Origin of the sequence: Planomicrobium okeanokoites, assembly GCF_003428875.1 — a bacterium.
GTDB lineage: Bacteria > Bacillota > Bacilli > Bacillales_A > Planococcaceae > Planococcus > Planococcus okeanokoites.
Map to the genome: position 1 here is coordinate 14,848 of NZ_QQRS01000007.1, position 22,471 is coordinate 37,318.

Consider the following 22,471-nt stretch of genomic DNA (forward strand, 5'->3'; position numbering starts at 1 on the left):
TTGTATAGCCTTTTGCTTCGTTTTTAAACCCTTGGGAAATCGAGGCAAATAAAAAAACTTTCAGTGTTCACTGAAAGTTCTTTGGAATAGGCTGGCTGTGAATTGCTTTTAACGTTTCTTTAGCAGCGTTTTGTATACTGATGCACAGATCTTCTTCTGCTAAACGATTTAAAGTGGTAAGGGGTGTGAAAGAGTTCTTTGCAACATTTTCCCTTACTTCGGCGTGCTGGTCCATGGATAGGTCGACAAGTAATCCTGCACAAGTAATGGATTTTGCAAGTTCGGCACGCTCTTTATGCTGCATTTTCAAAACTGCCGCTTCGTCCCAACCGGTCCAATCCGTTAACGTTGTATAAAATTGCAGATTGCCATTCATGCTGCTTTGCACCCCTATATTTTTAAAATATTCTAACTATATTGTATTATAACAGCTTTACCCCGAAATACTACTAAAATAAACTTGCTTTGGAGGATAAAATATGAAAATTCTTATTGTCGGTGGAACGTCATTTGTAGGACGTCACATTGTTGAAGAAGCTGTGGTAAAAGGGCATGATGTCACATTATTCAATAGAGGAAAAAGCAATCCCGATCTTTTTTCTGAGCTTTCACGCATAACAGGTGACAGACGGCTGGATGCACATAAACTGGAAAATGAAAAATGGGATGCAGTGATCGATACTTCCGCTTATACACCTTCCGATCTGATCCCAGTCTTAGATCATGTATCCACAGACCATTATACGTTCATTTCCACGATTTCTGTTTACGATGATTTCAGTGAAGGGCCGGTGGCTGAAGGTGCTACTATGCATAAAGGCATGGAAGGTGATACGGTAACCGGAGAAACCTACGGACCTTTAAAAGTGACATGTGAAGAAACTGTAAAAGAGTATTTTCCGCATAATGCCTTGATTATCCGTCCTGGAATTGTCGCTGGAGCTCACGACCCGACAGATCGTTTTACTTACTGGGCGCTCAAACTGAACGAATCGGGTGAAGTGCTGATACCGGGCGGTCGGTCGAGGAAAGTGCAGTGGATAGACGCGAAAGATCTGGCCGCTTTTACGGTTTTAAATGTTGAAAATAGAACTAACGGCACGTTTAATCTAACTGCAAATCCGGTTACTATGGAAGAGCTTGTGAAAACGCTGGCTTCTGATGAAGCAGTTCCAGTATGGGCAGACGACCGGATATTATTGGACGCTGGAGTTAAACCTTTTGAATTTCCGCTATGGATACCGGTAAGTGCTGATCATCCGGAAGGCTTTATATTGGCTGACAATACAAAAGCGAAAGAAACTGGCTGGGCTCCCCATGGATTGGCTGAAACAGCCGAAGCGGTCCGTGAATGGAAAAAGGGGACCAGCAGCAACGATCTGAAAACCGGAATCAGTGAAGAACAGCGTAATAAAATTCAATCACTGATTAAAATAGATCGGTAAAGCCCGAAACTTTTCATCTGCAGACAACGTCTAATTGGAATAACAAGGAATAAATATGATTCATGGGAGATTCTGTGCTATAATAGCATTGAATTTCTATGTGCATAAGAATTTTTGAGGAGGAAAGGTATGTTATACCTCGTGCTGGTTTTGGCATTCATTGCTTCTATTGTCCTGACGCCTCTGGTCAAACGCCTTGCCTTCAGGGTTGGAGCGGTGGACCGTCCAAACTACAGGAAAGTCCATGCGCGTATAATGCCGCGTTTAGGTGGATTAGCCATTTTTGGATCGTTTTTGATCGGATATTTTATTTTAAGGCCTGTAGATCCCATATCCAATGCAGTTGAACCTGCTTTTATACCGATTACAACCGCCATTATAATTGGGGCATTTATCATAATCATCACCGGTGTTTTCGATGATATGCTTGAAATTACCGCAAAAGCGAAAATGTTGGGCCAGCTGCTGGCTGCATCGATTGTAGTCGTCGGCGGCGGTCTTGAAATTTCATTTATCAACCTGCCCTTTGGCGGAGAAATTGATTTTGGATACTTCAGTATACCGTTGACGATCATCTGGATTATCGCAATCACAAATGCCATTAACCTGATTGACGGCCTGGATGGTTTGGCTGCAGGTGTTTCAACTATAGCACTTGTCACTTTGGCGATAATGGCATTTATCATGGGCGATATCTTCGTCATGTCAACAGCCGCTATACTGGCAGCCAGTTCAATCGGCTTCCTGTTTTACAATTTTCATCCGGCAAAGATTTTCATGGGGGATACGGGAGCGTTGTTCCTTGGCTTCATGATTTCGGTTCTTGCCTTGATGGGCTTTAAGAATGTCACAATGGTGGCTTTGATCATTCCGGTCATCATGCTTGGTGTACCGATTTCAGATACATTCTTTGCAATAGTTCGGCGCGTTCGTGAAAAACAGCCGATTTCTGCTGCAGATAAATCGCATTTGCATCACTGTCTTCTGAATATCGGATTCTCACATAGCCAGACAGTCTTAATCATTTATGGCATTGCGGCGTTGTTCGGATTGGCAGCTTTGCTGTTCTCCCAAGCGACTCTGTGGGGAGGCATCCTTCTGCTGGGTGTGATGCTGTTGGCCATTGAATTATTCGTAGAGGTTGTGGGGTTGGCAGGAAAGAATTACCGCCCGTTGATCAACCTGGTTAAAATGATAGGTAAATAAAAAGGCTGGCCACAAAACAATCGGGTTTGTGGCCAGTCTTTTTTATGTGCGCTGAACTTGATCAAAAAGAAAAGAGACATTCCATGGAGGAATGTCTCTTTTTGTTAATCATTATTATAAGCTTCATTTCCGAATTCAGTAGAACTGCTGTTGTCAGAGAAAGAAGAAGTGTCCGGTTTCAATCCCAGATGGCTTTGAAGGATATCCTGAACTTCCATTAAGGACTCTTCATCCAGCTGCCAATAATAGATGCCGGTCGACATGTCATCGTAACCGTTGAGTGTAATAGCCTCAACATCAGGCTTGCCGTCTTTAGCGTATTCGAAGAATGCCTGCATGTCTTTGAAAGATAGGTTCGTCTTCATATTATCGCCGACTGCGTCAATCACATCAGCGTATTTAGTGAATGAACCAGCTGATAAAGCCTTGTCCATAATTGCCTGCAAAATCATCTGCTGGCGTTTTCCGCGCTCAATGTCATTGTCGTAATGGCGAGTCCGTGCGAGAGCGAGTGCTTCGCTGCCATCGACTGTCTGGATGCCTTCTTCAAGACTGATAGCGCCTGCATTATCGAATTCGTCCTGTTCTTCCAAGTCGTAAGGAACATTCACACGGATTCCATCAAGTGCGTCGACCACATCGATGAATGCTTCGAAATCCATTCTTACATAATAATCAACAGGGATTTCCAAGAGATTTTCGACGGATTCGATAGTGGAGCTGGGCCCATTATAGGCATATGCATGCGTGATTTTATCTTCTTTGCCTGCATCTGGTATGAACGTGTAGGTATCTCGCGGAATACTCACCAGTTTAATGGACTTATCTTCATTGTTCAATGTCGCCAGCACCAATGCATCAGAGCGGATGCTACCGGAACTCTGGTCCCGCTTGCTGCTGTCATCGACTCCAATGAAAAGAATGGAAATGTCATCGTGGAGAGGCTCAACTTTTTCGTCGCGTAAATCGGACATTTCCCGATCCCCACTCTCAAAGGCGTTGTTGGCGGCGTTTTCGGCTTTTTTAACTAAATAAATGCCATATGCGGAAAGGCATAAAAGCAAGGACACTGCCAGGGTCAAGGAAATTTTGATGATTGTCCGTTTTTTGGACGATTTGTGTTTACGGTATTTTTTACGGTTCATGGTTATGGCTCCTCTGAGTGGGAATGGGCTAACCGATTTTACAAATTCAGTTTTTCCAGTCTTTTCTTCTATATAAAGATGCAATAATTGAAAATCGAAAAGCAAGTATTCTAATCAATTTATTATACAGTGTTTTAAAGGCTGAGTAAATAAAGTTGCTCAATTAACGGGGAATTCCAGATATTCCTTTTCTGTGCAAATAAAGGAAGATTGCCCGTTTGTCAGTTCATTCAACCAAGCGGCAAATGTCTCTTCTTCAGCCACTGGGACGTAAATATACAGGTCAACGCCTTCGGTATATTCAATCTTTTTTAAAGGGTACTGGGACTGTCGGACTTCGTTCTCGACTTTGCCCAGCCAGGTATAGTCGATGGTCACTTTCATCAATGAATGCAGTCTCCGTTCAACAATGCCAGCCGCAGCCAGTGCTTCGGAAGCCGCTTTTCCATATGCGCGGATCAGTCCGCCGCTGCCGAGCTTGATGCCGCCGAAATAACGGGTTACTACAATGACAGTATCTTTCAACTGCTTCTTTTTTAAAACTTCCAGTATTGGGACGCCTGCGGTTCCGCTAGGTTCCCCGTCGTCATTCGCTTTTTGGATTGAGTCATGTTCACCCAGCATATAGGCGGAACAATTGTGATTTGCTGAACGATGCTGTTCTTTTATCGAAGTGATGAAGTCAAGAGCTTCCTGTTCGGTTTCAGCTCTCGCAGCGTAGCCGATAAAGCGGGATTTCTGTATAAGCAGTTCAGCACTGGCCGAACTGCCTGTTGTCATGTAAGATTCTCGCAATTTAAACCCCCCTGTTGTAAAATGAAATCAGATAATTTGTAATGTATATTTAATATTAGCTTACTTATATAGTGATATACTTGTTAAAGCCTATGCAGGCATAAAGATTCAAGGATTTCACCAAATGCACGAAGATTATCTAAGGCGGTTTTGAAATGTCCAGAAAAATCGATGGAAAAGAGTTGGATTCCATTTATGATGAGCTGCTGGCCAAAATGGAGCAGTCAAAAAAGATATTTTCATTATAAGCGAACAAAGTCGCCAGGGTTATGAAGAGATGAAGGACGAACTGGAAGATGTGCGTTTGAACATTTCGGCTGTCATCAAAACCGGAGACTTATTGGAAGAGAAAACACGTGCTGCAAGAAGGCGCCTTGCTGAAGTATCAGGGTCATTCAACTCTTATACGGAAGAGCAGATTCGCCAATCATATGAAAATGCCAATAGTTTGCAGCTTCAATTGTCTGCCAACAGATCCGAAGAAAAAAAATACCGTCAAAAACGGGATCGGCTTCAACGGCGTCTGCAGACATTATTACAGACAATCGAACGGGCTGAAAAGCTTGTGAACCAATTGAACATCACCATGAATTATCTCTCATCCGATTTTGAAGAGGTGGAAGATGCGATTGAAAAGCCGCAGTTAAATCACGATTATAGCCTGCGGATCATCGAAGCGCAAGAAGAAGAACGCAAACGGCTGTCACGCGAAATTCATGATGGACCTGCGCAGATGATGGCGAATGTCCTGCTCAGATCGGACCTGATTGAACGGACGTACCGTGAAAAAGGGCCGGAGCAGGCATTCCGTGAAATATCTTCATTGAAAGAAATGGTTCGCCATGCTTTGACTGAAGTCAGGAGAATCATTTATGATCTTCGCCCAATGGCGCTGGACGATCTTGGATTAGTGCCCACACTGAGGAAGTATCTGGAAACGACCGGTGATTATAACCCGGGTACTGTTCTTGCTTTCAAATCGAATGGGACCGAGAGAAGATTGCCATCAAGTTTTGAGACCTCCATTTTCCGTCTGGTGCAGGAAGCGATTTCGAACGCCATCCGGCACGGAAAAGCGACTGCTATTGAAGTCAAATTGGAATGGTTGAAAGAACATGTCAGCATTAGCGTCAGTGATAACGGCACCGGCTTTGATCAGAGTATCGTAAAGAATCAATCATTCGGTCTACTGGGGATGAGAGAGAGAATCGAACTGATCAAAGGGGATTTCATCATAAATTCAAGTCTTGGGGAAGGGACCATCTTAATGTTTCAAATCCCCTATGAATTGGGTATATAAGAACGGTATTTGAGGAGGACAACATAATGACGAAAATTATTATTGTAGATGATCACCAGCTATTCCGTGAAGGTGTAAAAAGGATTCTGGACTTTGAAGAGACTTTTGAAGTTGTTGCCGAGGGCGGCGACGGTACTGAAGTCATCAAATTATACGAAGAAAATCAACCGGATGTCGTATTGATGGATATCAATATGCCTCAAAAGAACGGTGTCGAAGCTACAGGCGAGTTGATGGAGAAGCATCCGGATGCAAAAGTCATTATGCTGTCGATTCATGATGATGAGTCATACGTTACACATGCCCTGAAAAACGGCGCGTTAGGGTATATGCTGAAGGAAATGGATGCTGAAGCAATCATCCAAGCCATTAAAGTTGTGGCGAAGGGCGGCTCATATCTGCATCCGAAAGTGACCCGCAATCTGGTAATGGAATTCCGCCGTCTAAGCGAACGCGAAAACAAAGGATCCTTCCACCAGACTGAAATCCGCCGTCCCTACCATTTGTTGACGAAACGTGAAAGTGAAGTCCTGCAATTGTTGACGGATGGGCAAAGCAACCGAATCATTGGTGAAACGCTTTTCATCTCTGAAAAAACAGTTAAAAACCACGTCTCCAGCATACTTCAAAAAATGCAGGTCAATGATCGTACGCAAGCAGTGGTCACTGCGATTAAAAATGGCTGGGTAGAAGTAAGATAATTGAAATTCCGCGCGGTGGCCCAGTGCCATCGCGTTTTTATTTTCAGTGATTATTACGATCATCTGCAGGAAATGACACAGATTCTTCATTGATATATGAAATGGCCTGTGTCAAAATGAATCGCAGGAGGAGTGCCCCATGAAAAAAATGATGTTGCTGGCCGGCATGCTGCTTTTGCTGTCTGCTTGTTCAGAGGAAAGTGGTCCTGCCGAGAACACGAATTCAGTTGATGACAGCAATCTTGAAAATGAAAATAATGCTGTGGACCACGGCATGGAAGATAAATCTGCTGGATTTACAATGGACAGTGAAGGAAATGTGCTGGAAGCTGATGTTCCTGAAGAAGAAGAGGAAGCGATCCTTGCGGCATATGACGAATACATTGCAGCTTTTAATGCAGAAGACCTGGATCGCTATATGGCTGTGATTGCGGAAGAGCCGGAAGGTTTCGACAGAGCTGAAGATCAGCTTGCTTTGGAAGAAGCTTTTACTGCATACGACACTGAATACGTTCCATCGAATGAAACAATTGTGAAGTATACACCTGAACGTGCAGAAGTATTTGCTGAAATTGAAGTGGCTGTCGGTGCTGAAACCGGTGCGAAAACTGAACAATCAGGAAGACAAGTGGTGATTTTCAAGAAGGAAGACGCTGAGTGGAAAGTCAGCGGACTTCATTTTATAGGCAATTGATGGTATTCTTCCCGTTTTCACGGGAAGTTTTTTTATGTAGTTTTACAGGAGTACTATTTGGTAAACTGGAAGAGGAGGATGATTTATGCAAAAAACAGCGATAGTTACGGACAGTACGGCATATTTGCCTAAAGATGTCCGTGAAAGATGCAATATACATATGATTCCACTGCAAGTCACGTTCGGCTTGGAATCTTTTGAAGAAGAACAGGAATTGACTGTTGACGAATTCTATAGGAAATCGTCAGTCCAATTGCCGAAGACTTCCCAGCCGCCAATCGGGGAGTTCATCAATTTATATAAGCGTCTTGCTTTGGATTACGATGAAATTATCACCATACACCTTTCCAGCAGCATCAGCGGTACATACGCGGGAGCTGTTCAGGCAGGCGAGATGACTGAACATGCAGCTGTTTATGCATTCGATTCCGAGATATCATGTGCCATGCAAGGTTTTTATGTGTTAAAAGCTGCGGAAATGGCATCTGATGGTGCTGGTGCAACTGAAATTCTGCAGGAACTTGATCAGATGAAAAAATCGATGCGCGCTTATTTTATGGTTGAAGATTTGAAACACCTTCAGCGTGGCGGAAGATTATCTGGTGCGCAGGCACTTGTAGGAGGCATGCTCCAAATAAAGCCGATCCTGCATTTTGAGAAAACGGAAATAGTGCCGTTCGAGAAAGTGCGTACACGAAAAAAAGCCATGAACCGTATGATGTCATTGCTCGAAGCCGATGTACAATCCGGTGATTCCATTAAAGCAACGATCATCCACGCAAACCGGGAAGCGGACGCGCAGCAATGGAAGAAGGAACTGGAAGCGCAATTCTCTACAGTAGAATTTGATATTTCTTATTTTGGACCGGTTATCGGTGTTCATTTAGGAGAAGGATCAATGGGTCTTGGCTGGGTAAAAAAATAACCTGCCAGGACTTTTTTAAAACCGGAAGAACAAAGAAGGAGTTGGGATATGGAAGCTTTACAGAAATTTCTCAGCGGCAGAATCTGGCTGCGTGATTTTACGCCTTTTCCACAGGAAGAAATTGAAAATGCAATTGACGCCGGATTTATTGCTGTGCAAAAAGGCATTACGGAGGACTTGAAATGTGCCCGGTGCCTCGAGCAATCGACTGAAAAAATCGTATCTTACAATTGTGCGAAATGTGAAGCTGAATGTTTTTATTGCAGGCATTGCATCAGGATGGGCAGAGTCAGCTCATGTACAGATTTGATAACCTGGAAAGACCCTCTATCATTAACCCCTCATTCCCATTCATTCACATGGAATGGCGAACTTACAAACCTCCAGCAGCTTGCTTCCGATGAGTTGAGTGAAAGCTTGCGAAAAAACAGATCCCATCTGGTCTATGCCGTCTGCGGTGCAGGTAAAACGGAATTATTGTTTCCGCCGCTGCACAAAGCCCTGTCTGAAGGAAAAAGAATCTGTATCGCGGCGCCGCGCACCGACGTCGTGCTTGAATTGTCGCCGCGCCTCAAAGCGGTTTTTCCCGATACGACCATCCATACATTATATGGTGGATCTGCTTTAGAAGAAGGATTTGCCCAGCTGGTTTTGGCGACAACCCACCAGCTTTATCGCTTCAGCCAGGCATTCGATCTGGTGGTTGTTGACGAAGCGGATGCGTTTCCATATTCATATGATCCGGCACTTGCCAGGGCAGTCATTAAATCGTTGAAAGCAGATTCCCCGATCATTTATGTTTCTGCAACCCCTTCACGCAAATTATTGAAAGCCATACCAAACCAGTCAAAAATCTTCCGCCGTTTCCATGGACACGCACTTCCTGTGCCGGAATATCGATCGTTATGGAATTACCGGAAATCTTTTAACGCCAATAAAATTCCGGAAAAATTGGCAGGATGGGTAAAATTGAGACTTGAAAAAAATGAACCGTTCATGCTTTTCTTCCCTACCATCGAAATGATCCGGCAGGCCGAGCCTTTATTCAAATGGATCGATAATGGGATTGAAGCAGTGCATTCAAAAGATGAGGACCGGAAAGAAAAAGTGATGAAGCTGCGCAACGGTGAAATACGAGGTGTACTGACTTCCACTATATTGGAAAGAGGCGTGACGATCGAAAATATCCAAGTTGGCGTTGTTGGAGCTGATGAAGAGGTTTTTTCGGCATCAGCACTGATTCAAATGGCGGGAAGGGCGGGACGGTCAAGTGCGTTCCCGAATGGTGAAGTGATCTTTTTTCATAATGGCATCTCCCGTCAGATGGATAAAGCAAGGGATCTCATTATTTCCTATAACCGGGAGGGACGTCGATGAACTGTTATTTATGTGATAGCCAACTGGATTTGAAGCCTTCCTGGCGGGACTTGTTTTTTATGGATCCGGAAGAAACCATCTGTATAACTTGCAGATCCGGTTTTGAACGGAACGGAAGCGGCTGCAGGATTTGTGGACTTGCAGGCGCAGAACTTTGCAGTGAATGCAGTTATTGGGAAACGACCGAATTCCGCGGTGCAATCGATTCAGGTAAATGCCTATACATTTATAACCAAGCGATGAAGGAATATTTCCATCAATTTAAATTCCTGCAGGATGTGGTGCTGGCTGAGGTATTTGCGGACGAATTGGCAAAAGCCGTAAGAAAGGCGGGTGCAGTTGCTGTTCCCATTCCAATGAATGGGGAGAAATTAAGGCGACGGACTTTTTCCCAAGTCGACAGCATGCTGGATGCCGGAAAAGTGGGTTATATCCATCTGCTTCAGAAGAATGAAGAGGTTCAGGGGGAGAAGACGAAAGAGGAGCGAATGGCTACGCGCGGATTATTCATGTTGAAAGGCAATCCGGTGCCGAAGAATATTGTGCTTGTGGATGATATGTACACAACCGGCACTACGCTGCGCCTTGCCGCGAAGCTCTTAAAAGAAAGTGGAGCGGAAACAGTCTCGTTCATTGCTTTAATCAGGGCATGAATTTTATGGAAACGGGCGGTAAGAGCCCGTTCCATTAATGTTCATAAATCATTTTCCTGGTCATCCCGCCGTCAATCGTCAAACATTCTGCTGTAATGAAGGAGTTTTCTGGATTGCATAAAAACAGGCAGGCTCGTGCGATATCTGAAACATCTCCGACCCGGCCGCTCCAATGCTGCTCGTGATCGACTTCCCTCAACTCTGATTTGTCGCCTGTATGAATCCATCCTGGAGCGATGGAATTGACACGTACGCCTTTCTCGCTGAGGGAAGCTGCCAGCGAATGCGTCAGCGCATAGATTCCACCTTTAGAAGCGGAATACAATTCCGTATGCGGCTCTGACATAAAGGCGCGTGTTGAAGCCATATTAACGATGGATCGAATATCTTCCGACATGTACCGGGCTGCTTCACGGCTGCAGATGAAGACTGATTTAAGATTAGTATCCAAAATCCCATTCCAGTCATCTTCTTCGATTTCCCAGAGGGATTGGAATTTAGAAACGCCGGCATTATTGATCAGTACATGAATCGCTCCGTGTTTCTCATGGATTTTTCGCATCGTATCGGTCACCTGCTGGAAGCTTCCTACATCGCATTGCATAAACTCTACGCCTTCAATTTTCACTTCTTCAATATCCAGGCCGATCACTTTTGCTCCCTTTTCTGTGAAATGGCCGGCAATGCTTTTTCCTATTCCTTGTGCGGCTCCCGTAACGACGACAAGCTTATTTGTAAACATCGTCTTCACCTCCTTGCCATATAGTTTACCTGTAATCCACATTGCTGAAACTATTTACGTTTTAAGAAGGATTCCTTAGGGAACATGTAGAAATGTAACAGTGTAAGAGATTAAGAAGGAGGAGTTAATATGCTGCAATTTAATTTTAAGGGTGACAACATCGAAGTAACTCCAGCAATTCGAGACCATATCGAAAAGAAAGTTGAAAAAATTGAACGTTATTTCCCTGAAGGAACCAATGCAAATGCTATGGTCAACCTGAAGGCGATCAATAACAGCCAATCCAAAGTTGAAATTACAATCCCTATGAAAAACCTCACATTGCGTGCTGAAGAGCGGCATGATGAACTGTATGCAGCGGTAGATTTGATCGTCGGAAAACTCGAACGTCAAATCCGTAAATATAAAACGAAAGTAAACCGTAAATTCCGTGATCGTGAACCGATGGGCCAAGCATTCGCAAACTATGAAAATGAAAACAATGGCACACAGGAAGAAGACACGGAAGAAGATTTCACAATCGTACGTACAAAGCAGTTCGATCTGAAACCGATGGATGAAGAAGAAGCGGTATTGCAGATGAATATGCTCGGACATAACTTCTTCGTCTTCACTGACGCTGAAACGAACGATACAAACATCGTCTATAAGCGTAAAGACGGAACCTACGGCTTGATCGAAACAAGTTCTTCATAAATTTTAAAAAATAAGTTAAGCAAATAATTGTGAAGCCGGACAGAAGCAACTTTCTGTCCGGCTTTTTCTATTTGCCTTGGATCTTTGCCTCTTGCTGAAACTTGGCTGCCATATTCGTGAATTCCTTCCGTTAAGCAGACTCTTCTTTGTTTGCACGCTTTTATATGCAGTGTTAAAATGAGGAGTGAGATTTTTCGGAAATCAATGGATGTTCCGGCCAATCAGAGATTCTTGAAGTATGCGATCCAATTGACACATAAATAAAGCAATAGCGATCCGGTCCGTTTACGGAACTGGACACTGTGCAAGGAGCGGTATAAATGTTAGGAGTATTAAACAAAGTATTTGACCCGAATAAAAGGGATTTAAAAAGACTGGAAAAGATTGCTGACACTGTGGAAGCTCTGGCGTCCGATTTTGCAGCACTTTCCGATGACGCATTAAAAGCGAGAACAGAAGAGTTCATCAGCCGCCACGCCAAAGGCGAGTCGCTTGATGATCTGCTGCCTGAAGCATTTGCGACAGTGAGGGAAGCTTCAAAACGTGTACTTGGAATGTATCCATTCCGTGTGCAGCTCATGGGTGCGGCTGCTTTGCATGAGGGCAATATCGCCGAGATGAAAACCGGTGAAGGTAAAACCCTGACGTCGACGATGGCTGTCTATTTGAATGCCATCAGCAAGCAAGGAGCACATGTTGTTACAGTCAACGAATACCTGGCCAGCCGGGATGCTGAAGAAATGGGTAAATTGTACACATGGCTTGGCTTGACCGTCGGTTTGAACACCAACAGCATGACAAAAGAAGAAAAACATCAGGCGTATTTGGCTGACATCACATACAGCACAAATAATGAACTTGGATTTGATTACCTGCGGGATAATATGGTTCTTTATAAAGAAGATATGGTCCAGCGGCCGTTGAACTTTGCCGTAGTCGATGAAGTTGACTCGATTTTGATCGATGAAGCGCGTACGCCGCTGATCATTTCAGGACAAGCGGCTAAATCGGCCCAGCTTTACATGCAGGCGAACGCTTTTGCGCGCATGCTGCGTAAAGACGCAGATTACACATATGATGAAACAACAAAAGGCGTCGTTTTGACTGAAGAAGGAATTGAAAAAGTCGAGAAGGCTTTTGGCATCGATAACTTATTCGACATCAACCATGTGCGCCTGAACCATGCAATCAATCAGTCGTTGAAAGCTCATGTAACGATGCATAACGATGTCGATTATGTAGTCCAGGATGGGGAAGTGGTCATTGTTGACCAATTTACCGGCCGCTTGATGAAAGGGCGCCGCTATTCTGATGGTCTGCACCAGGCAATCGAAGCAAAAGAAGGGCTGGAAGTCCAAAACGAATCGATGACGATGGCAACGATCACTTTCCAGAACTTCTTCCGTATGTATAAAAAATTATCAGGTATGACGGGTACTGCAAAAACCGAAGAAGAGGAATTCCGCAATATCTATAATATGAACGTTATTGCAATTCCGACAAACAAGCCGATTATCCGGGATGACCGGGTTGATCTGATTTATGCGACGACTGAAGGGAAATACAAAGCGGTAGGCGATGATATTGCTGAACGCCATCAAAAAGGGCAGCCTGTGCTGGTAGGTACTGTCGCAATTGAAACTTCAGAAATCATTTCGAATTACCTGACTAAAAAAGGGATTCGCCATTCTGTCCTGAATGCGAAGAACCACGCGCACGAAGCTGAAATCATTTTAAATGCCGGCCAAAAAGGCGCGGTAACCATCGCAACAAACATGGCCGGCCGTGGTACGGACATCAAACTCGGTGAAGGAGTGGTCGAAGCAGGCGGATTGGCTGTTCTCGGTACCGAGCGCCATGAATCCCGCCGTATCGATAATCAGCTGCGCGGCCGTTCAGGCCGTCAGGGAGATCCGGGTGTGACACAATTTTATCTTTCATTGGAAGATGATCTGATGCGCCGTTTCGGCTCTGATGCGATGCGTAATATGATGGGCAAACTTGGCATGGATGATTCCCAGCCATTGCAATCCCGTATGGTTACACGCTCAGTGGAATCAGCGCAGAAGCGTGTTGAAGGTAATAACTTTGATGCCCGTAAACGTTTGCTGCAATATGATGATGTTCTTCGCCAGCAGCGTGAAATCATTTATAAAGAACGTATGGAAGTCCTGGAAACAGACAATATGCGCGCATTGGTTGAAAACATGATCGATAATACAGTCAACCGCGTCGTCTATTCACATACGACAGACGAGAAACCGGAAAATTGGCATTTGAAGACACTTGCTGATGTGCTTGCGGCCAACCTCTTGCCTGAAGATGCAGTGACAGAAGCGGATCTGCAGAATAAAACACAAGAAGAGATCATTGATTTCATTAAAGCGGAAGTTGTAAGGCGCTATGATGAAAAAGAAGTTGAAATGACGCCGGAGCGCATGCGTGAATTCGAGAAAGTCGTGCTGCTCCGTTCGATTGATACGAAATGGATCGACCACATCGATGCCATGGATCAGCTGCGTCAAGGGATTCACCTGCGTGCCTATGGACAGAATGATCCGCTTCGCGAGTATCAGCATGAAGGATTTGCGATGTTCGAGGCGATGGTTGAAGCCATTGAAGACGATGTATCCAAGTATGCAATGAAAGCGGAAATCCGCAACAACTTGCAGCGTGAAGAAGTTGCCAAAGGACAAGCTGTAAATCCGAAAGAAGGAGATACTGCGGTCAAGAAGAAAAAAGAACCGATCCGCAGCGATTCCACTATCGGAAGAAATGACCCTTGCCCATGCGGCAGCGGCAAGAAATTCAAGAACTGCCATGGTGCAACTGTATAATGAACACCTGATTGCCGAAGAGCGCTATGCTCTTCGGTGTTATTTACGGAAAAAACGTGATGTTTTAATATTGAATATGGCTCTGGAGGAGCGGTGTACTGTCAAAACTCCAGCGGCAACAAAGCGCTTGCGCTTTTCTTACGAGGAGGAAACATATTATGATGGAATTAGCAGACATACGAAACGAGCTCGACAAATCATCCGCAAAACTGGCGGACTTCAGGGGGTCTCTTTGACTTAGAAAACAAAGAGGCCAGAATTCAGGAATTGGATGAAATGATGATCGATCCTGATTTCTGGAACAACCAGGAAGCGGCGCAAGTCGTCATTTCTGAACTGAACGGTTTGAAGGAAATCGTCAACACCTACCACGATTTTGTAGAATCCCAGGAAAATATGGAGATGACACTTGAGTTATTGCGTGAAGAAATGGACGAGGAATTGCATGAAGACCTGAGTGAGGAATTGAAGGAATTTAAATCCAAGCTCAGCGACTATGAACTCCAGATGCTATTGAGTGAACCATATGATAAAAACAACGCAATTCTTGAGCTGCACCCAGGAGCAGGCGGAACAGAGTCCCAAGACTGGTGTTCAATGCTGCTTCGGATGTATACGCGCTGGGCTGAAAAACGCGGCTTTAAAGTTGAAACACTCGATTATCTTGCGGGTGAAGAGGCAGGGGTCAAATCCGTTACGCTGGGCATCAAAGGCCATAACGCATACGGTTACCTGAAAGCGGAAAAAGGGGTTCACCGCCTTGTCCGCATTTCTCCTTTTGATTCTTCAGGAAGACGCCATACTTCATTTGTATCCTGTGAAGTCATGCCTGAATTCACCGGAGAAATCGAAATCGATATCCGGACTGAAGACTTGAAGATTGATACCTACCGTGCAAGCGGCGCCGGCGGTCAGCACATCAATACAACCGATTCGGCAGTCCGGATCACCCACCTCCCGACTGGTGCAGTTGTAACGTGCCAGCAGGAACGGTCGCAAATCAAAAACCGTGAAAAAGCGATGCAGATGTTAAAAGCCAAACTATATGCATTGAAAATCGAAGAGCAGGAAGCACAGCTTCTTGAAATTCGCGGCGAACAAAAAGAAATCGGCTGGGGGAGCCAGATCCGCTCTTACGTTTTCCACCCTTATTCTATGGTAAAAGATCACCGGACAAACTTTGAAACAGGGAATCTTCAGGCAGTCATGGACGGAGACATCGATGGCTTCATCAATTCGCTGCTGCGTTCGAAGATGCAATAATAGAAGAAAAGCGACGGCACCCGTTCAGCTCTGAAAGGCATAAGACGATTTGGCGAAGCGACGTCAGTCGCACAGCCGAAGTGGCTTATGACCCGAAGAGCTGGGTAGCCGGAGTCTGGACAAAGAAAAGCGACGGCACCCGTTCAGCTCCGAAAAGCGACGACACCCGTTCAGATCCTCCAAGCAAATGCTTGGGGGATCTTTTTGCTTTACCCTGATGAAGTTCACAAGCAGCGTCCGCTTTGGTATACTCTGACAGGGCTTATCAATTATATTCGCCGACTAGAATACAGCATAGGAAAGAGGAAACACAAATTTATGGGTAAAAAAAGCCAACGTAATAGAAAAGAAGCACATCCATTTTTAACGGAATTTATGGATTACATATACGTCATCATCGGTTCAGCGCTGGTCGCGATTTCGTTCAACGTGTTCCTGCTGCCCAACGAGGTGGCATCCGGCGGAGTCAGCGGAATCAGTACCATCCTGTTCGGTTTATTCGAATGGAAACCGGCATTTGTACAATGGGCATTCAATATTCCATTGTTCATTGCGGGAGTCGTTCTTCTTGGAAAGAACTTCGGCCTCAAGTCAGCAGTCGGTACCATCTTTCTTCCATTTGTAGTATATTTGACGGAAGACTGGGAAGCTTGGACGATGAATCCGCTTTTGGGTTCATTGTTCGGAGGCATATTGGTCGGTCTCGGACTGGGCATAGTTTTCCGCGGAAAAGCTTCAACTGGCGGAACGGATCTGGCTGCACAAATCATTACGAAGTTCACAGGATTGACACTGGGAACCAGCATCGCGTTAATTGACGGGATGATTGTTCTTGCCGCAGCTGTGGTTTTTGATATTGAAAGAGGGCTTTATGCATTAATCGGTCTTTATGTCACTTCAAAGACCATTGATTTGGTTCAGGTCGGATTCGGCAGATCAAAACTTGTCTACATTATTACAACGAAGCAAATGGAAATTCGGGATGCGATTTATGAAGATGTGGACCGAGGGGTTACTAAATTGACAGCAACAGGCGGTTACACGGATTCTGAACGTCCCATCCTAATGGTTGTTGTGCATCAAACTGAGTTTACGAAATTGAAACAAGTAGTTAAAAATATTGATCCTGCTGCTTTTGTCATCGTCTCCGATGCATCGGAAGTGTTGGGTGAAGGTTTCAAAAGGGCATAGCTCAGGTATACTTATATTAATGGATCAAGTAAAAGGAGGAATAGAGATGAAAAAAAGCTTAATGGCATTATTATTCGGTACGACACTCATCCTGGGAGCATGTGGTGGCGGCGAAAGTTCAGAATCTGAACCGCCGGAAGAAACTCCGGCAGGGGAAGAATCATCTGTTGACGCAGAGCAAGTCGTGAACCAGAATTGTATTTCCTGCCACGGTGAGAATTTGGAAGGGCAAGGCAACTTCCCGGCACTTAATGACGTAGGCTCGAGATTATCGGAAGATGAAATCCTGACAGTAATTCAGGAAGGCCGCGGCGCAATGCCTGCAGGCATTATTGAAGGCGAAGAAGCAGAAGCTGTAGCTGCATGGTTGTCTGAACAGCAATAAGAATTGAAGCACACGCCAAACCGACTGAAAAGTCGGTTTTTTTATGTGCGAAAATTATATTAAGATATATCGATAAAGTTAAATAACAATAATAATATATAGGTAAATAGAAATACAAAATTTACAAAAGTGTATCTAAATACATAAGAATTGTTGCAAAACACCACGTTAATTGATACAGAACTGTAATATAATATAGGTTTTAAAAGTGCTACAATGGGTTTGCTGGTTTTTTAGGACACTTAATGTTTTTGTGAAATACAATTTATATAGGTGGTTATAATAGATGATACAAATGAAGAACGTCTATAAAAAATATCCGAACGGCATTGTAGCCCTTAACGGCATGAACGTTGAGATCAAACAAGGCGAGTTCGTATATATAGTAGGTCCGAGTGGTGCAGGAAAATCCACTTTCATCAAGATGATGTATCGTGAAGAGAGCCCGACATCAGGACAAATGTTAGTGAATGGCGTAGATCTTGCAAAAATTAAAAGAAAAAATGTACCATTGCTTCGCCGTCAAATCGGTGTTGTCTTCCAGGATTTTAAATTGCTGCCCAGATTGAATGTCTACGAAAACGTGGCATTTGCATTGGAAGTAATCGAGGAAAAACCTGAAGCTATCCGTAAACGCGTACTTGAAGTACTGGACCTTGTAGGTTTGAAACATAAAGCACGGATGTTCCCAAGGGAATTGTCAGGTGGAGAGCAACAGCGGATTTCAGTGGCACGCTCAATTGTCAACACCCCGAAAGTGGTTATTGCCGATGAGCCTACTGGTAACCTTGACCCTGAAACTTCATGGGATATCATGAACCTGTTCGAACGCATCAATGCGAGCGGGACAACAATTTTAATGGCGACACACAACCGGGAAATTGTTAATACAATGAGACACCGCGTCATCGCGATTGAAGGTGGGCTAATTGCCCGTGATGAAGTTGGAGGTGACTACGGATATGAAGGCTAGAACACTAACCCGCCATTTCCGTGAAAGTATTAAGAGTCTTGGACGCAACGGCTGGATGACATTCGCATCCGTCAGTGCAGTAACTGTCACATTATTATTGGTAGGCGTTTTCGTCCTGATCATGATGAACTTGAATAAAGTAGCAGATGATCTCGAGAACGATGTTGAAATCAAATCTTTCGTTTCACTGGAAGCTGATGAAGCGCGTGTCACTGAAATGGAAAATGCGATCTTGAGTATGTCCGGCGTTGAATCGGTCAACTACTCCACTAAAGAAGAAGAACTTTCTGATCTGGTTCTGGACTTCGGTGATGAGTTCAGCCTGTTTGAACAGAATAACCCATTACTCGATGTTTTCTATGTAAAAGCGACTGAGCCACAGCAAACTGAAAATGTGGCTAAAGAAATTTCACAGCTTGAAGGAATTGAAGAAGTGAAATATGGCGAAGGCAAAATCGAAAAGTTGTTCACATTCCTGAACACCGGACGTAATGTTGGCCTCGTTTTAATCCTTGCCCTATTGTTTACCGCAATGTTCCTGATTTCAAACACAATCCGTATTACGATCGTGGCAAGACGGCACGAAATTGAAATCATGAAACTTGTGGGAGCAACAAACTGGTTTGTCCGAATTCCATTCATCCTTGAAGGAATGTGGCTTGGCTTGCTCGGTTCGATCCTGCCAATTGCATTGATTGTAACGCTTTACTATAACGTTACTGAGTTCGCGCAGCCTAAATTAAGCGGCGAAATGATCCAGTTGCTAGACTTTGCTCCATTCATTTACCAGGTAAGCGCATTGATCCTTCTAATGGGCGTATTCATCGGAATCTGGGGAAGCTTTATGTCAATCCGTAAATTCCTGCGTGTCTAGTATAGAAGGAAATTAAATATAAGAGTCGTAGAGAGAGAGAAAAGAGACAGATAGAAAAGAACGTAAAGCCGAAAGGGGAACACGAACTTGAACTCGAAGTCGAAATGGATGTTGTCTGTTGTTTCATTATTATTAGCGATTACGATGGTGACACCGTCAGTAAGCGCTAATGATTTGAGCGACCTGAAAAAGGAACAGCAGGAAGCTGAAAGAAAAAAGAGCGAATTAAATTCGAATATCAATGAAAAAGCGAATGCAATCAGCGAAAATCAATCTACACTTGAAAAAATCGTTGCACAAATCAACGAGCTGGAAAACAAGATTACTGAAACACAGGATAAAATCAATTCGGTTCAAGCTGAAATTGACCAAACGATCGTAGAAATTGATGAGTTAAAAGCATCAATCGAAGAATTGGAACGCAAAATTGCTGAACGTGAAGAATTGCTTAAGGAACGCGCACGCGCGATCCAATTAAGCGGCGGTTCAGTGGACTATATCGATGTATTGCTTGGAGCTAACAGCTTTGTTGATTTCATCGACCGTTTCTCAGCAGTAAATATGCTGATCGAAGCTGATCGTGATATCATGCGCGAGCAGGCGGAAGATAAAAAACTTCTTGCTGAACAACAAGCGGAAGTGGAAAAGAAACTGGCGGAGCAGGAAAATCGCCGGGCAGAGTTAGAAGAGTTAAAATCATCACTTGATAGCAAAAAGAAAGAACAGGCAGGCTTGAAAGCAGATTTGGAAGCAGAGCAGAAACGTCTTGCTAAAGAAAAATCCGCTTTGGAAAAAGAGCATGCTGAGGCGATTGGCGTAAGCAATGCCCTGGCGAAAAAAATCGCAGATGAACAGGCGCGCTTACAGGAAATAGCAAGAAAAGCTGAAGAAGAACGCAAACGCAAAGAAGCAGCTGAGCGAGCGGCAGCCCAAAAAGCGGCGGCAAGCAAACAATCTTCAAGCTCATCTGTAACAACTTACAGTGCACCGGTTCAAAACAGCGGAGGCTTCATCCGCCCGGCGGCTGGCCGTTTAACGTCCAACTACGGCGGACGCAATATCGGAGCAGGGAATGAAAATCACCGTGGTGTTGACATCGCCAACAGTGCGGGTACTCCAATTGTTGCATCAGCAGCTGGATATGTATCATATGCCGGTGCAATGGGAACTTACGGCAATGTGGTCATGATTACGCATTCCATCAACGGACAAGCTTACACGACTGTTTATGCACATAACAGTTCGCTTAACGTATCTGTTGGACAGGCTGTATCACAAGGTCAGCGTATTGCTTCAATGGGCAGTACTGGCCGTTCGACTGGACCTCACTCACATTTTGAAATCCATATCGGATCTTGGAATGGTGCGCGTTCAAACGCTGTTAACCCTATGAATTATATCAACTGATCATTTTTTGACCGGCATCGTCACAGATGCCGGTTTTTTCATGGGAATTTATAGCTTTTTATCTTGGAAAGTAGCGGATATGCCTGGTTTTATCGTATGATTAAATGCGAATGGAGTGAAAACTTTATGAAAAAACTGTTGGGTTTATTACTTGTGGGTATTTTAATCACTGTGCTGGTAGCAGGCATTGTGAAGAAAAATGTCGAGGAGAGGCAGGCGACAGACCGTTTGAATGCAGGCAGTGTTGTTGAGTTTCTTCCAACAGAGGAAGGCCTGGCTGAAGGGGAGACCGCTCCCGATTTTGAATTGACCACTTTGGAAGGAGAAGCTGTAAGGCTTTCTGATTATAAAGGAAAAAAAGTGATATTGAATTTCTGGGCTACCTGGTGTCCGCCATGCCGAGCTGAAATGCCGGATATGCAGGCATATTATGAACAACAGGCAGATAAGGAAAATGTAGAAATCCTGGCTGTCAATCTGACGACTGCAGATAAAGGCATGGACAAGATCAATGCATTTGTTGATGAGTTCAATTTGACTTTCCCGATACCGATGGATACAGAGGGTGATATCGGTGAGCTTTATCAGGCGGCGAGCATACCAACTTCTTATATGATTGATACAGAAGGCAAGGTTCAGCAAAAGATTGTGGGACCGATGAATGAAGAAATGATGGAAGAATTTGTTGCAGATATGGAATAGGAGGAAATTAAATTGACAAGCATTGAAACCAAGTCGGTTCACACCGCTCAAATGAAAGAACGGATCATCCAGCCAAAAGTAATGCCGGTTTACCAGACTTCCGCTTTCGCATTTTCGACTCTGGAAGAATTGGAAGGCTATTATGAAGGGAATGGAACTTATCTTTATTCGAGAACAGCGAATCCGAATACGGATGCCCTCGGGTCGACTGTCGCCGAACTTGAAGGTGCACCAAAAGGAGTCGCTGCTTCTTCAGGTACATCAGCCATACTTGCCGGGATTCTGTCGGTTGTCAAAAGCGGAGATCATATTCTCGCTGCGGAGGATGTATATGGCGGAACCTTCCTTCTATTAAAAGAAGAACTCTCTTTAATGGGAATACAGGTCCATTTTGCGGATTTCGCGGATATAAGCGCGATTGAACAAATTCTCATCGATTATCCTGAAGTTAAATTGATTTTCAGTGAATCCATCACAAATCCTTTTTTACGAGTTGAAGATATGGAAGTACTTGATCAGTTGAAAAAGCATTATGGGCTTAAACTGATGATCGACAATACATTTGCTACTCCATACACATTGACTCCATATAAAGACGGCGCAGACCTTGTTGCCCATAGCGCGACGAAATATCTCGGCGGCCACAGTGATGTAACAGCTGGTGTATTGGTGGGGAACGCGGAACTTATTGCAATCGCCGAAAAGCGTATTGTCAATATGGGATTGAACCTGAGTCCATTTGAAGCATGGCTGACAATCCGAGGCATCAAAACATTGGCGCTGCGCATGAAGGCACAAACTGAAAATGCTCAGGCAATAGCAGATTTCCTGAATGAAAAAACGAAGGTCTGGTATCCGGGGAAAGGTGCGATCGTCAGCTTTGAAGTACCAGAATCAATCGATGTTCCGGTTTTCTTTTCATCACTGGGCTGGATAAAAATAGTACCGACGCTTGCGGGAGTTGAAACGACGGTTTCATATCCATACGGTACATCACACCGGGCTCTATCAGATGAAGAAAAAGCTAAAGTCGGCGTCACCCGCCGAATCGTACGTCTTTCGGCAGGAATAGAAGGTGCAGAAGATATTCTGGAACAGCTGGCTGCTGCATTTAACTAGAGGCAATTTTCACGTTGTATCAGCACCCCTGCGGCTCCAAC

21 protein-coding genes and 1 pseudogene are annotated in these 22,471 nt (G+C 44.3%); 18 read left to right on the plus strand and 4 right to left on the minus strand.

The genetic code is table 11. From position 1 onward, the window contains the following. Window positions 1–67 precede the first annotated feature (67 nt). Window positions 68–376, minus strand: coding sequence for a hypothetical protein (locus D2910_RS13390; protein WP_101803208.1), 309 nt, complete (start codon window positions 374–376; stop codon window positions 68–70). Window positions 377–479: 103 nt separating this feature from the next. Here D2910_RS13390 and D2910_RS13395 point away from each other — a divergent pair, with 103 nt between their 5' ends. Further along, a complete protein-coding gene (locus D2910_RS13395; RefSeq protein WP_117313797.1) occupies window positions 480–1,445 on the plus strand; it encodes an NAD-dependent epimerase/dehydratase family protein in 966 nt (321 codons plus the stop codon). A 129-nt stretch (window positions 1,446–1,574) separates the two neighbouring features. Further along, window positions 1,575–2,651: a glycosyltransferase family 4 protein gene (locus tag D2910_RS13400; protein ID WP_084244637.1), complete on the plus strand. Its 1,077-nt coding sequence runs from the start codon at window positions 1,575–1,577 to the stop codon at window positions 2,649–2,651. A gap of 104 nt (window positions 2,652–2,755) precedes the next feature. On the opposite strand, the gene D2910_RS13405 is transcribed toward D2910_RS13400, so the two are convergent. After that, entirely contained in the window at window positions 2,756–3,796 is a 1,041-nt protein-coding gene (locus D2910_RS13405; protein WP_117313798.1) for an LCP family protein, read from the minus strand. Between the two features lie 159 nt (window positions 3,797–3,955). Further along, window positions 3,956–4,591, minus strand: a complete 636-nt coding sequence (locus D2910_RS13410) for a YigZ family protein (protein WP_117313799.1) — start codon at window positions 4,589–4,591, stop codon at window positions 3,956–3,958. A gap of 155 nt (window positions 4,592–4,746) precedes the next feature. Here D2910_RS13410 and D2910_RS13415 point away from each other — a divergent pair. The 6 genes and pseudogenes from D2910_RS13415 (at window position 4,747) to D2910_RS17070 (ending at window position 10,241) form a co-directional block, all read left to right on the plus strand. Next, a pseudogene (locus D2910_RS13415) lies at window positions 4,747–5,891 on the plus strand (sensor histidine kinase). 26 nt (window positions 5,892–5,917) lie between these two features. Further along, on the plus strand, window positions 5,918–6,592 hold the full coding sequence (locus D2910_RS13420; RefSeq protein ID WP_117313800.1) for a response regulator: 675 nt from the start codon (window positions 5,918–5,920) through the stop codon (window positions 6,590–6,592). Between the two features lie 139 nt (window positions 6,593–6,731). Next, the gene (locus D2910_RS13425; protein WP_101803204.1) at window positions 6,732–7,286 is read left to right on the plus strand and encodes a YybH family protein; all 555 of its coding nucleotides are present in this window, start codon (window positions 6,732–6,734) and stop codon (window positions 7,284–7,286) included. A gap of 85 nt (window positions 7,287–7,371) precedes the next feature. After that, complete coding sequence (locus D2910_RS13430) at window positions 7,372–8,211, plus strand: DegV family protein (RefSeq protein WP_117313801.1); 840 nt, start codon at window positions 7,372–7,374, stop codon at window positions 8,209–8,211. Between the two features lie 48 nt (window positions 8,212–8,259). Next, complete coding sequence (locus tag D2910_RS13435; RefSeq protein ID WP_117313802.1) at window positions 8,260–9,588, plus strand: ATP-dependent helicase ComFA; 1,329 nt, start codon at window positions 8,260–8,262, stop codon at window positions 9,586–9,588. Beyond that, window positions 9,585–10,241, plus strand: coding sequence for a ComF family protein (locus D2910_RS17070; protein WP_240633624.1), 657 nt, complete (start codon window positions 9,585–9,587; stop codon window positions 10,239–10,241). Before D2910_RS13435 ends, D2910_RS17070 begins: the two co-directional genes overlap by 4 nt. A gap of 34 nt (window positions 10,242–10,275) precedes the next feature. Here the strand turns inward: D2910_RS17070 and D2910_RS13445 are convergent, their stop codons facing one another. After that, on the minus strand, window positions 10,276–10,983 hold the full coding sequence (locus tag D2910_RS13445) for an SDR family NAD(P)-dependent oxidoreductase (protein ID WP_117313803.1): 708 nt from the start codon (window positions 10,981–10,983) through the stop codon (window positions 10,276–10,278). Between the two features lie 129 nt (window positions 10,984–11,112). On the opposite strand from D2910_RS13445, the gene hpf reads away from it, so the two are divergent. From hpf to D2910_RS13500, 10 genes are all read left to right on the plus strand, one after another. After that, entirely contained in the window at window positions 11,113–11,679 is a 567-nt protein-coding gene (gene hpf / locus D2910_RS13450) for a ribosome hibernation-promoting factor, HPF/YfiA family (protein ID WP_084244656.1), read from the plus strand. A gap of 320 nt (window positions 11,680–11,999) precedes the next feature. Beyond that, a complete protein-coding gene (gene secA, locus D2910_RS13460) occupies window positions 12,000–14,516 on the plus strand; it encodes a preprotein translocase subunit SecA (protein ID WP_117313805.1) in 2,517 nt (838 codons plus the stop codon). 161 nt (window positions 14,517–14,677) lie between these two features. Beyond that, window positions 14,678–15,779, plus strand: a protein-coding gene (prfB, locus tag D2910_RS13465; protein ID WP_101803211.1) for a peptide chain release factor 2 whose coding sequence is annotated in 2 segments (ribosomal slippage) — window positions 14,678–14,749 and window positions 14,751–15,779 — 1,101 coding nt in all. Because the reading frame shifts where the segments join, the coding sequence is not laid out codon by codon here. A 318-nt stretch (window positions 15,780–16,097) separates the two neighbouring features. Beyond that, window positions 16,098–16,970: a YitT family protein gene (locus D2910_RS13470; protein ID WP_084244660.1), complete on the plus strand. Its 873-nt coding sequence runs from the start codon at window positions 16,098–16,100 to the stop codon at window positions 16,968–16,970. Between the two features lie 46 nt (window positions 16,971–17,016). Continuing rightward, on the plus strand, window positions 17,017–17,355 hold the full coding sequence (gene cccB / locus D2910_RS13475) for a cytochrome c551 (protein WP_117313806.1): 339 nt from the start codon (window positions 17,017–17,019) through the stop codon (window positions 17,353–17,355). Between the two features lie 286 nt (window positions 17,356–17,641). Further along, a complete protein-coding gene (gene ftsE / locus D2910_RS13480; RefSeq protein WP_084244664.1) occupies window positions 17,642–18,328 on the plus strand; it encodes a cell division ATP-binding protein FtsE in 687 nt (228 codons plus the stop codon). Then, window positions 18,318–19,202: a permease-like cell division protein FtsX gene (gene ftsX / locus D2910_RS13485; RefSeq protein ID WP_117313807.1), complete on the plus strand. Its 885-nt coding sequence runs from the start codon at window positions 18,318–18,320 to the stop codon at window positions 19,200–19,202. The genes ftsE and ftsX overlap by 11 nt, the downstream gene beginning before the upstream one ends. An 87-nt stretch (window positions 19,203–19,289) precedes the next feature. Further along, window positions 19,290–20,609: a murein hydrolase activator EnvC family protein gene (locus D2910_RS13490; RefSeq protein WP_117313808.1), complete on the plus strand. Its 1,320-nt coding sequence runs from the start codon at window positions 19,290–19,292 to the stop codon at window positions 20,607–20,609. A 126-nt stretch (window positions 20,610–20,735) separates the two neighbouring features. Beyond that, window positions 20,736–21,311 (plus strand): redoxin domain-containing protein, encoded by a 576-nt coding sequence (locus D2910_RS13495; protein WP_117313809.1) that lies wholly within the window; start codon window positions 20,736–20,738, stop codon window positions 21,309–21,311. A 12-nt stretch (window positions 21,312–21,323) separates the two neighbouring features. Then, the gene (locus tag D2910_RS13500) at window positions 21,324–22,430 is read left to right on the plus strand and encodes a trans-sulfuration enzyme family protein (protein ID WP_117313810.1); all 1,107 of its coding nucleotides are present in this window, start codon (window positions 21,324–21,326) and stop codon (window positions 22,428–22,430) included. Window positions 22,431–22,471 lie beyond the last annotated feature (41 nt).

What these genes read in the sequence shown, in the direction of transcription:
- D2910_RS13390 (WP_101803208.1), bottom strand. Translation starts at nt 376, where the DNA reads ATGAATGGCAATCTGCAATTTTATACAACGTTAACGGATTGGACCGGT.
- D2910_RS13395 (WP_117313797.1), top strand. Translation starts at nt 480, where the DNA reads ATGAAAATTCTTATTGTCGGTGGAACGTCATTTGTAGGACGTCACATT.
- D2910_RS13400 (WP_084244637.1), top strand. Translation starts at nt 1,575, where the DNA reads ATGTTATACCTCGTGCTGGTTTTGGCATTCATTGCTTCTATTGTCCTG.
- D2910_RS13405 (WP_117313798.1), bottom strand. Translation starts at nt 3,796, where the DNA reads ATGAACCGTAAAAAATACCGTAAACACAAATCGTCCAAAAAACGGACA.
- D2910_RS13420 (WP_117313800.1), top strand. Translation starts at nt 5,918, where the DNA reads ATGACGAAAATTATTATTGTAGATGATCACCAGCTATTCCGTGAAGGT.
- D2910_RS13425 (WP_101803204.1), top strand. Translation starts at nt 6,732, where the DNA reads ATGAAAAAAATGATGTTGCTGGCCGGCATGCTGCTTTTGCTGTCTGCT.
- D2910_RS13430 (WP_117313801.1), top strand. Translation starts at nt 7,372, where the DNA reads ATGCAAAAAACAGCGATAGTTACGGACAGTACGGCATATTTGCCTAAA.
- D2910_RS13435 (WP_117313802.1), top strand. Translation starts at nt 8,260, where the DNA reads ATGGAAGCTTTACAGAAATTTCTCAGCGGCAGAATCTGGCTGCGTGAT.
- D2910_RS17070 (WP_240633624.1), top strand. Translation starts at nt 9,585, where the DNA reads ATGAACTGTTATTTATGTGATAGCCAACTGGATTTGAAGCCTTCCTGG.
- D2910_RS13445 (WP_117313803.1), bottom strand. Translation starts at nt 10,983, where the DNA reads ATGTTTACAAATAAGCTTGTCGTCGTTACGGGAGCCGCACAAGGAATA.
- hpf (WP_084244656.1), top strand. Translation starts at nt 11,113, where the DNA reads ATGCTGCAATTTAATTTTAAGGGTGACAACATCGAAGTAACTCCAGCA.
- secA (WP_117313805.1), top strand. Translation starts at nt 12,000, where the DNA reads ATGTTAGGAGTATTAAACAAAGTATTTGACCCGAATAAAAGGGATTTA.
- D2910_RS13470 (WP_084244660.1), top strand. Translation starts at nt 16,098, where the DNA reads ATGGGTAAAAAAAGCCAACGTAATAGAAAAGAAGCACATCCATTTTTA.
- cccB (WP_117313806.1), top strand. Translation starts at nt 17,017, where the DNA reads ATGAAAAAAAGCTTAATGGCATTATTATTCGGTACGACACTCATCCTG.
- ftsE (WP_084244664.1), top strand. Translation starts at nt 17,642, where the DNA reads ATGATACAAATGAAGAACGTCTATAAAAAATATCCGAACGGCATTGTA.
- ftsX (WP_117313807.1), top strand. Translation starts at nt 18,318, where the DNA reads ATGAAGGCTAGAACACTAACCCGCCATTTCCGTGAAAGTATTAAGAGT.
- D2910_RS13495 (WP_117313809.1), top strand. Translation starts at nt 20,736, where the DNA reads ATGAAAAAACTGTTGGGTTTATTACTTGTGGGTATTTTAATCACTGTG.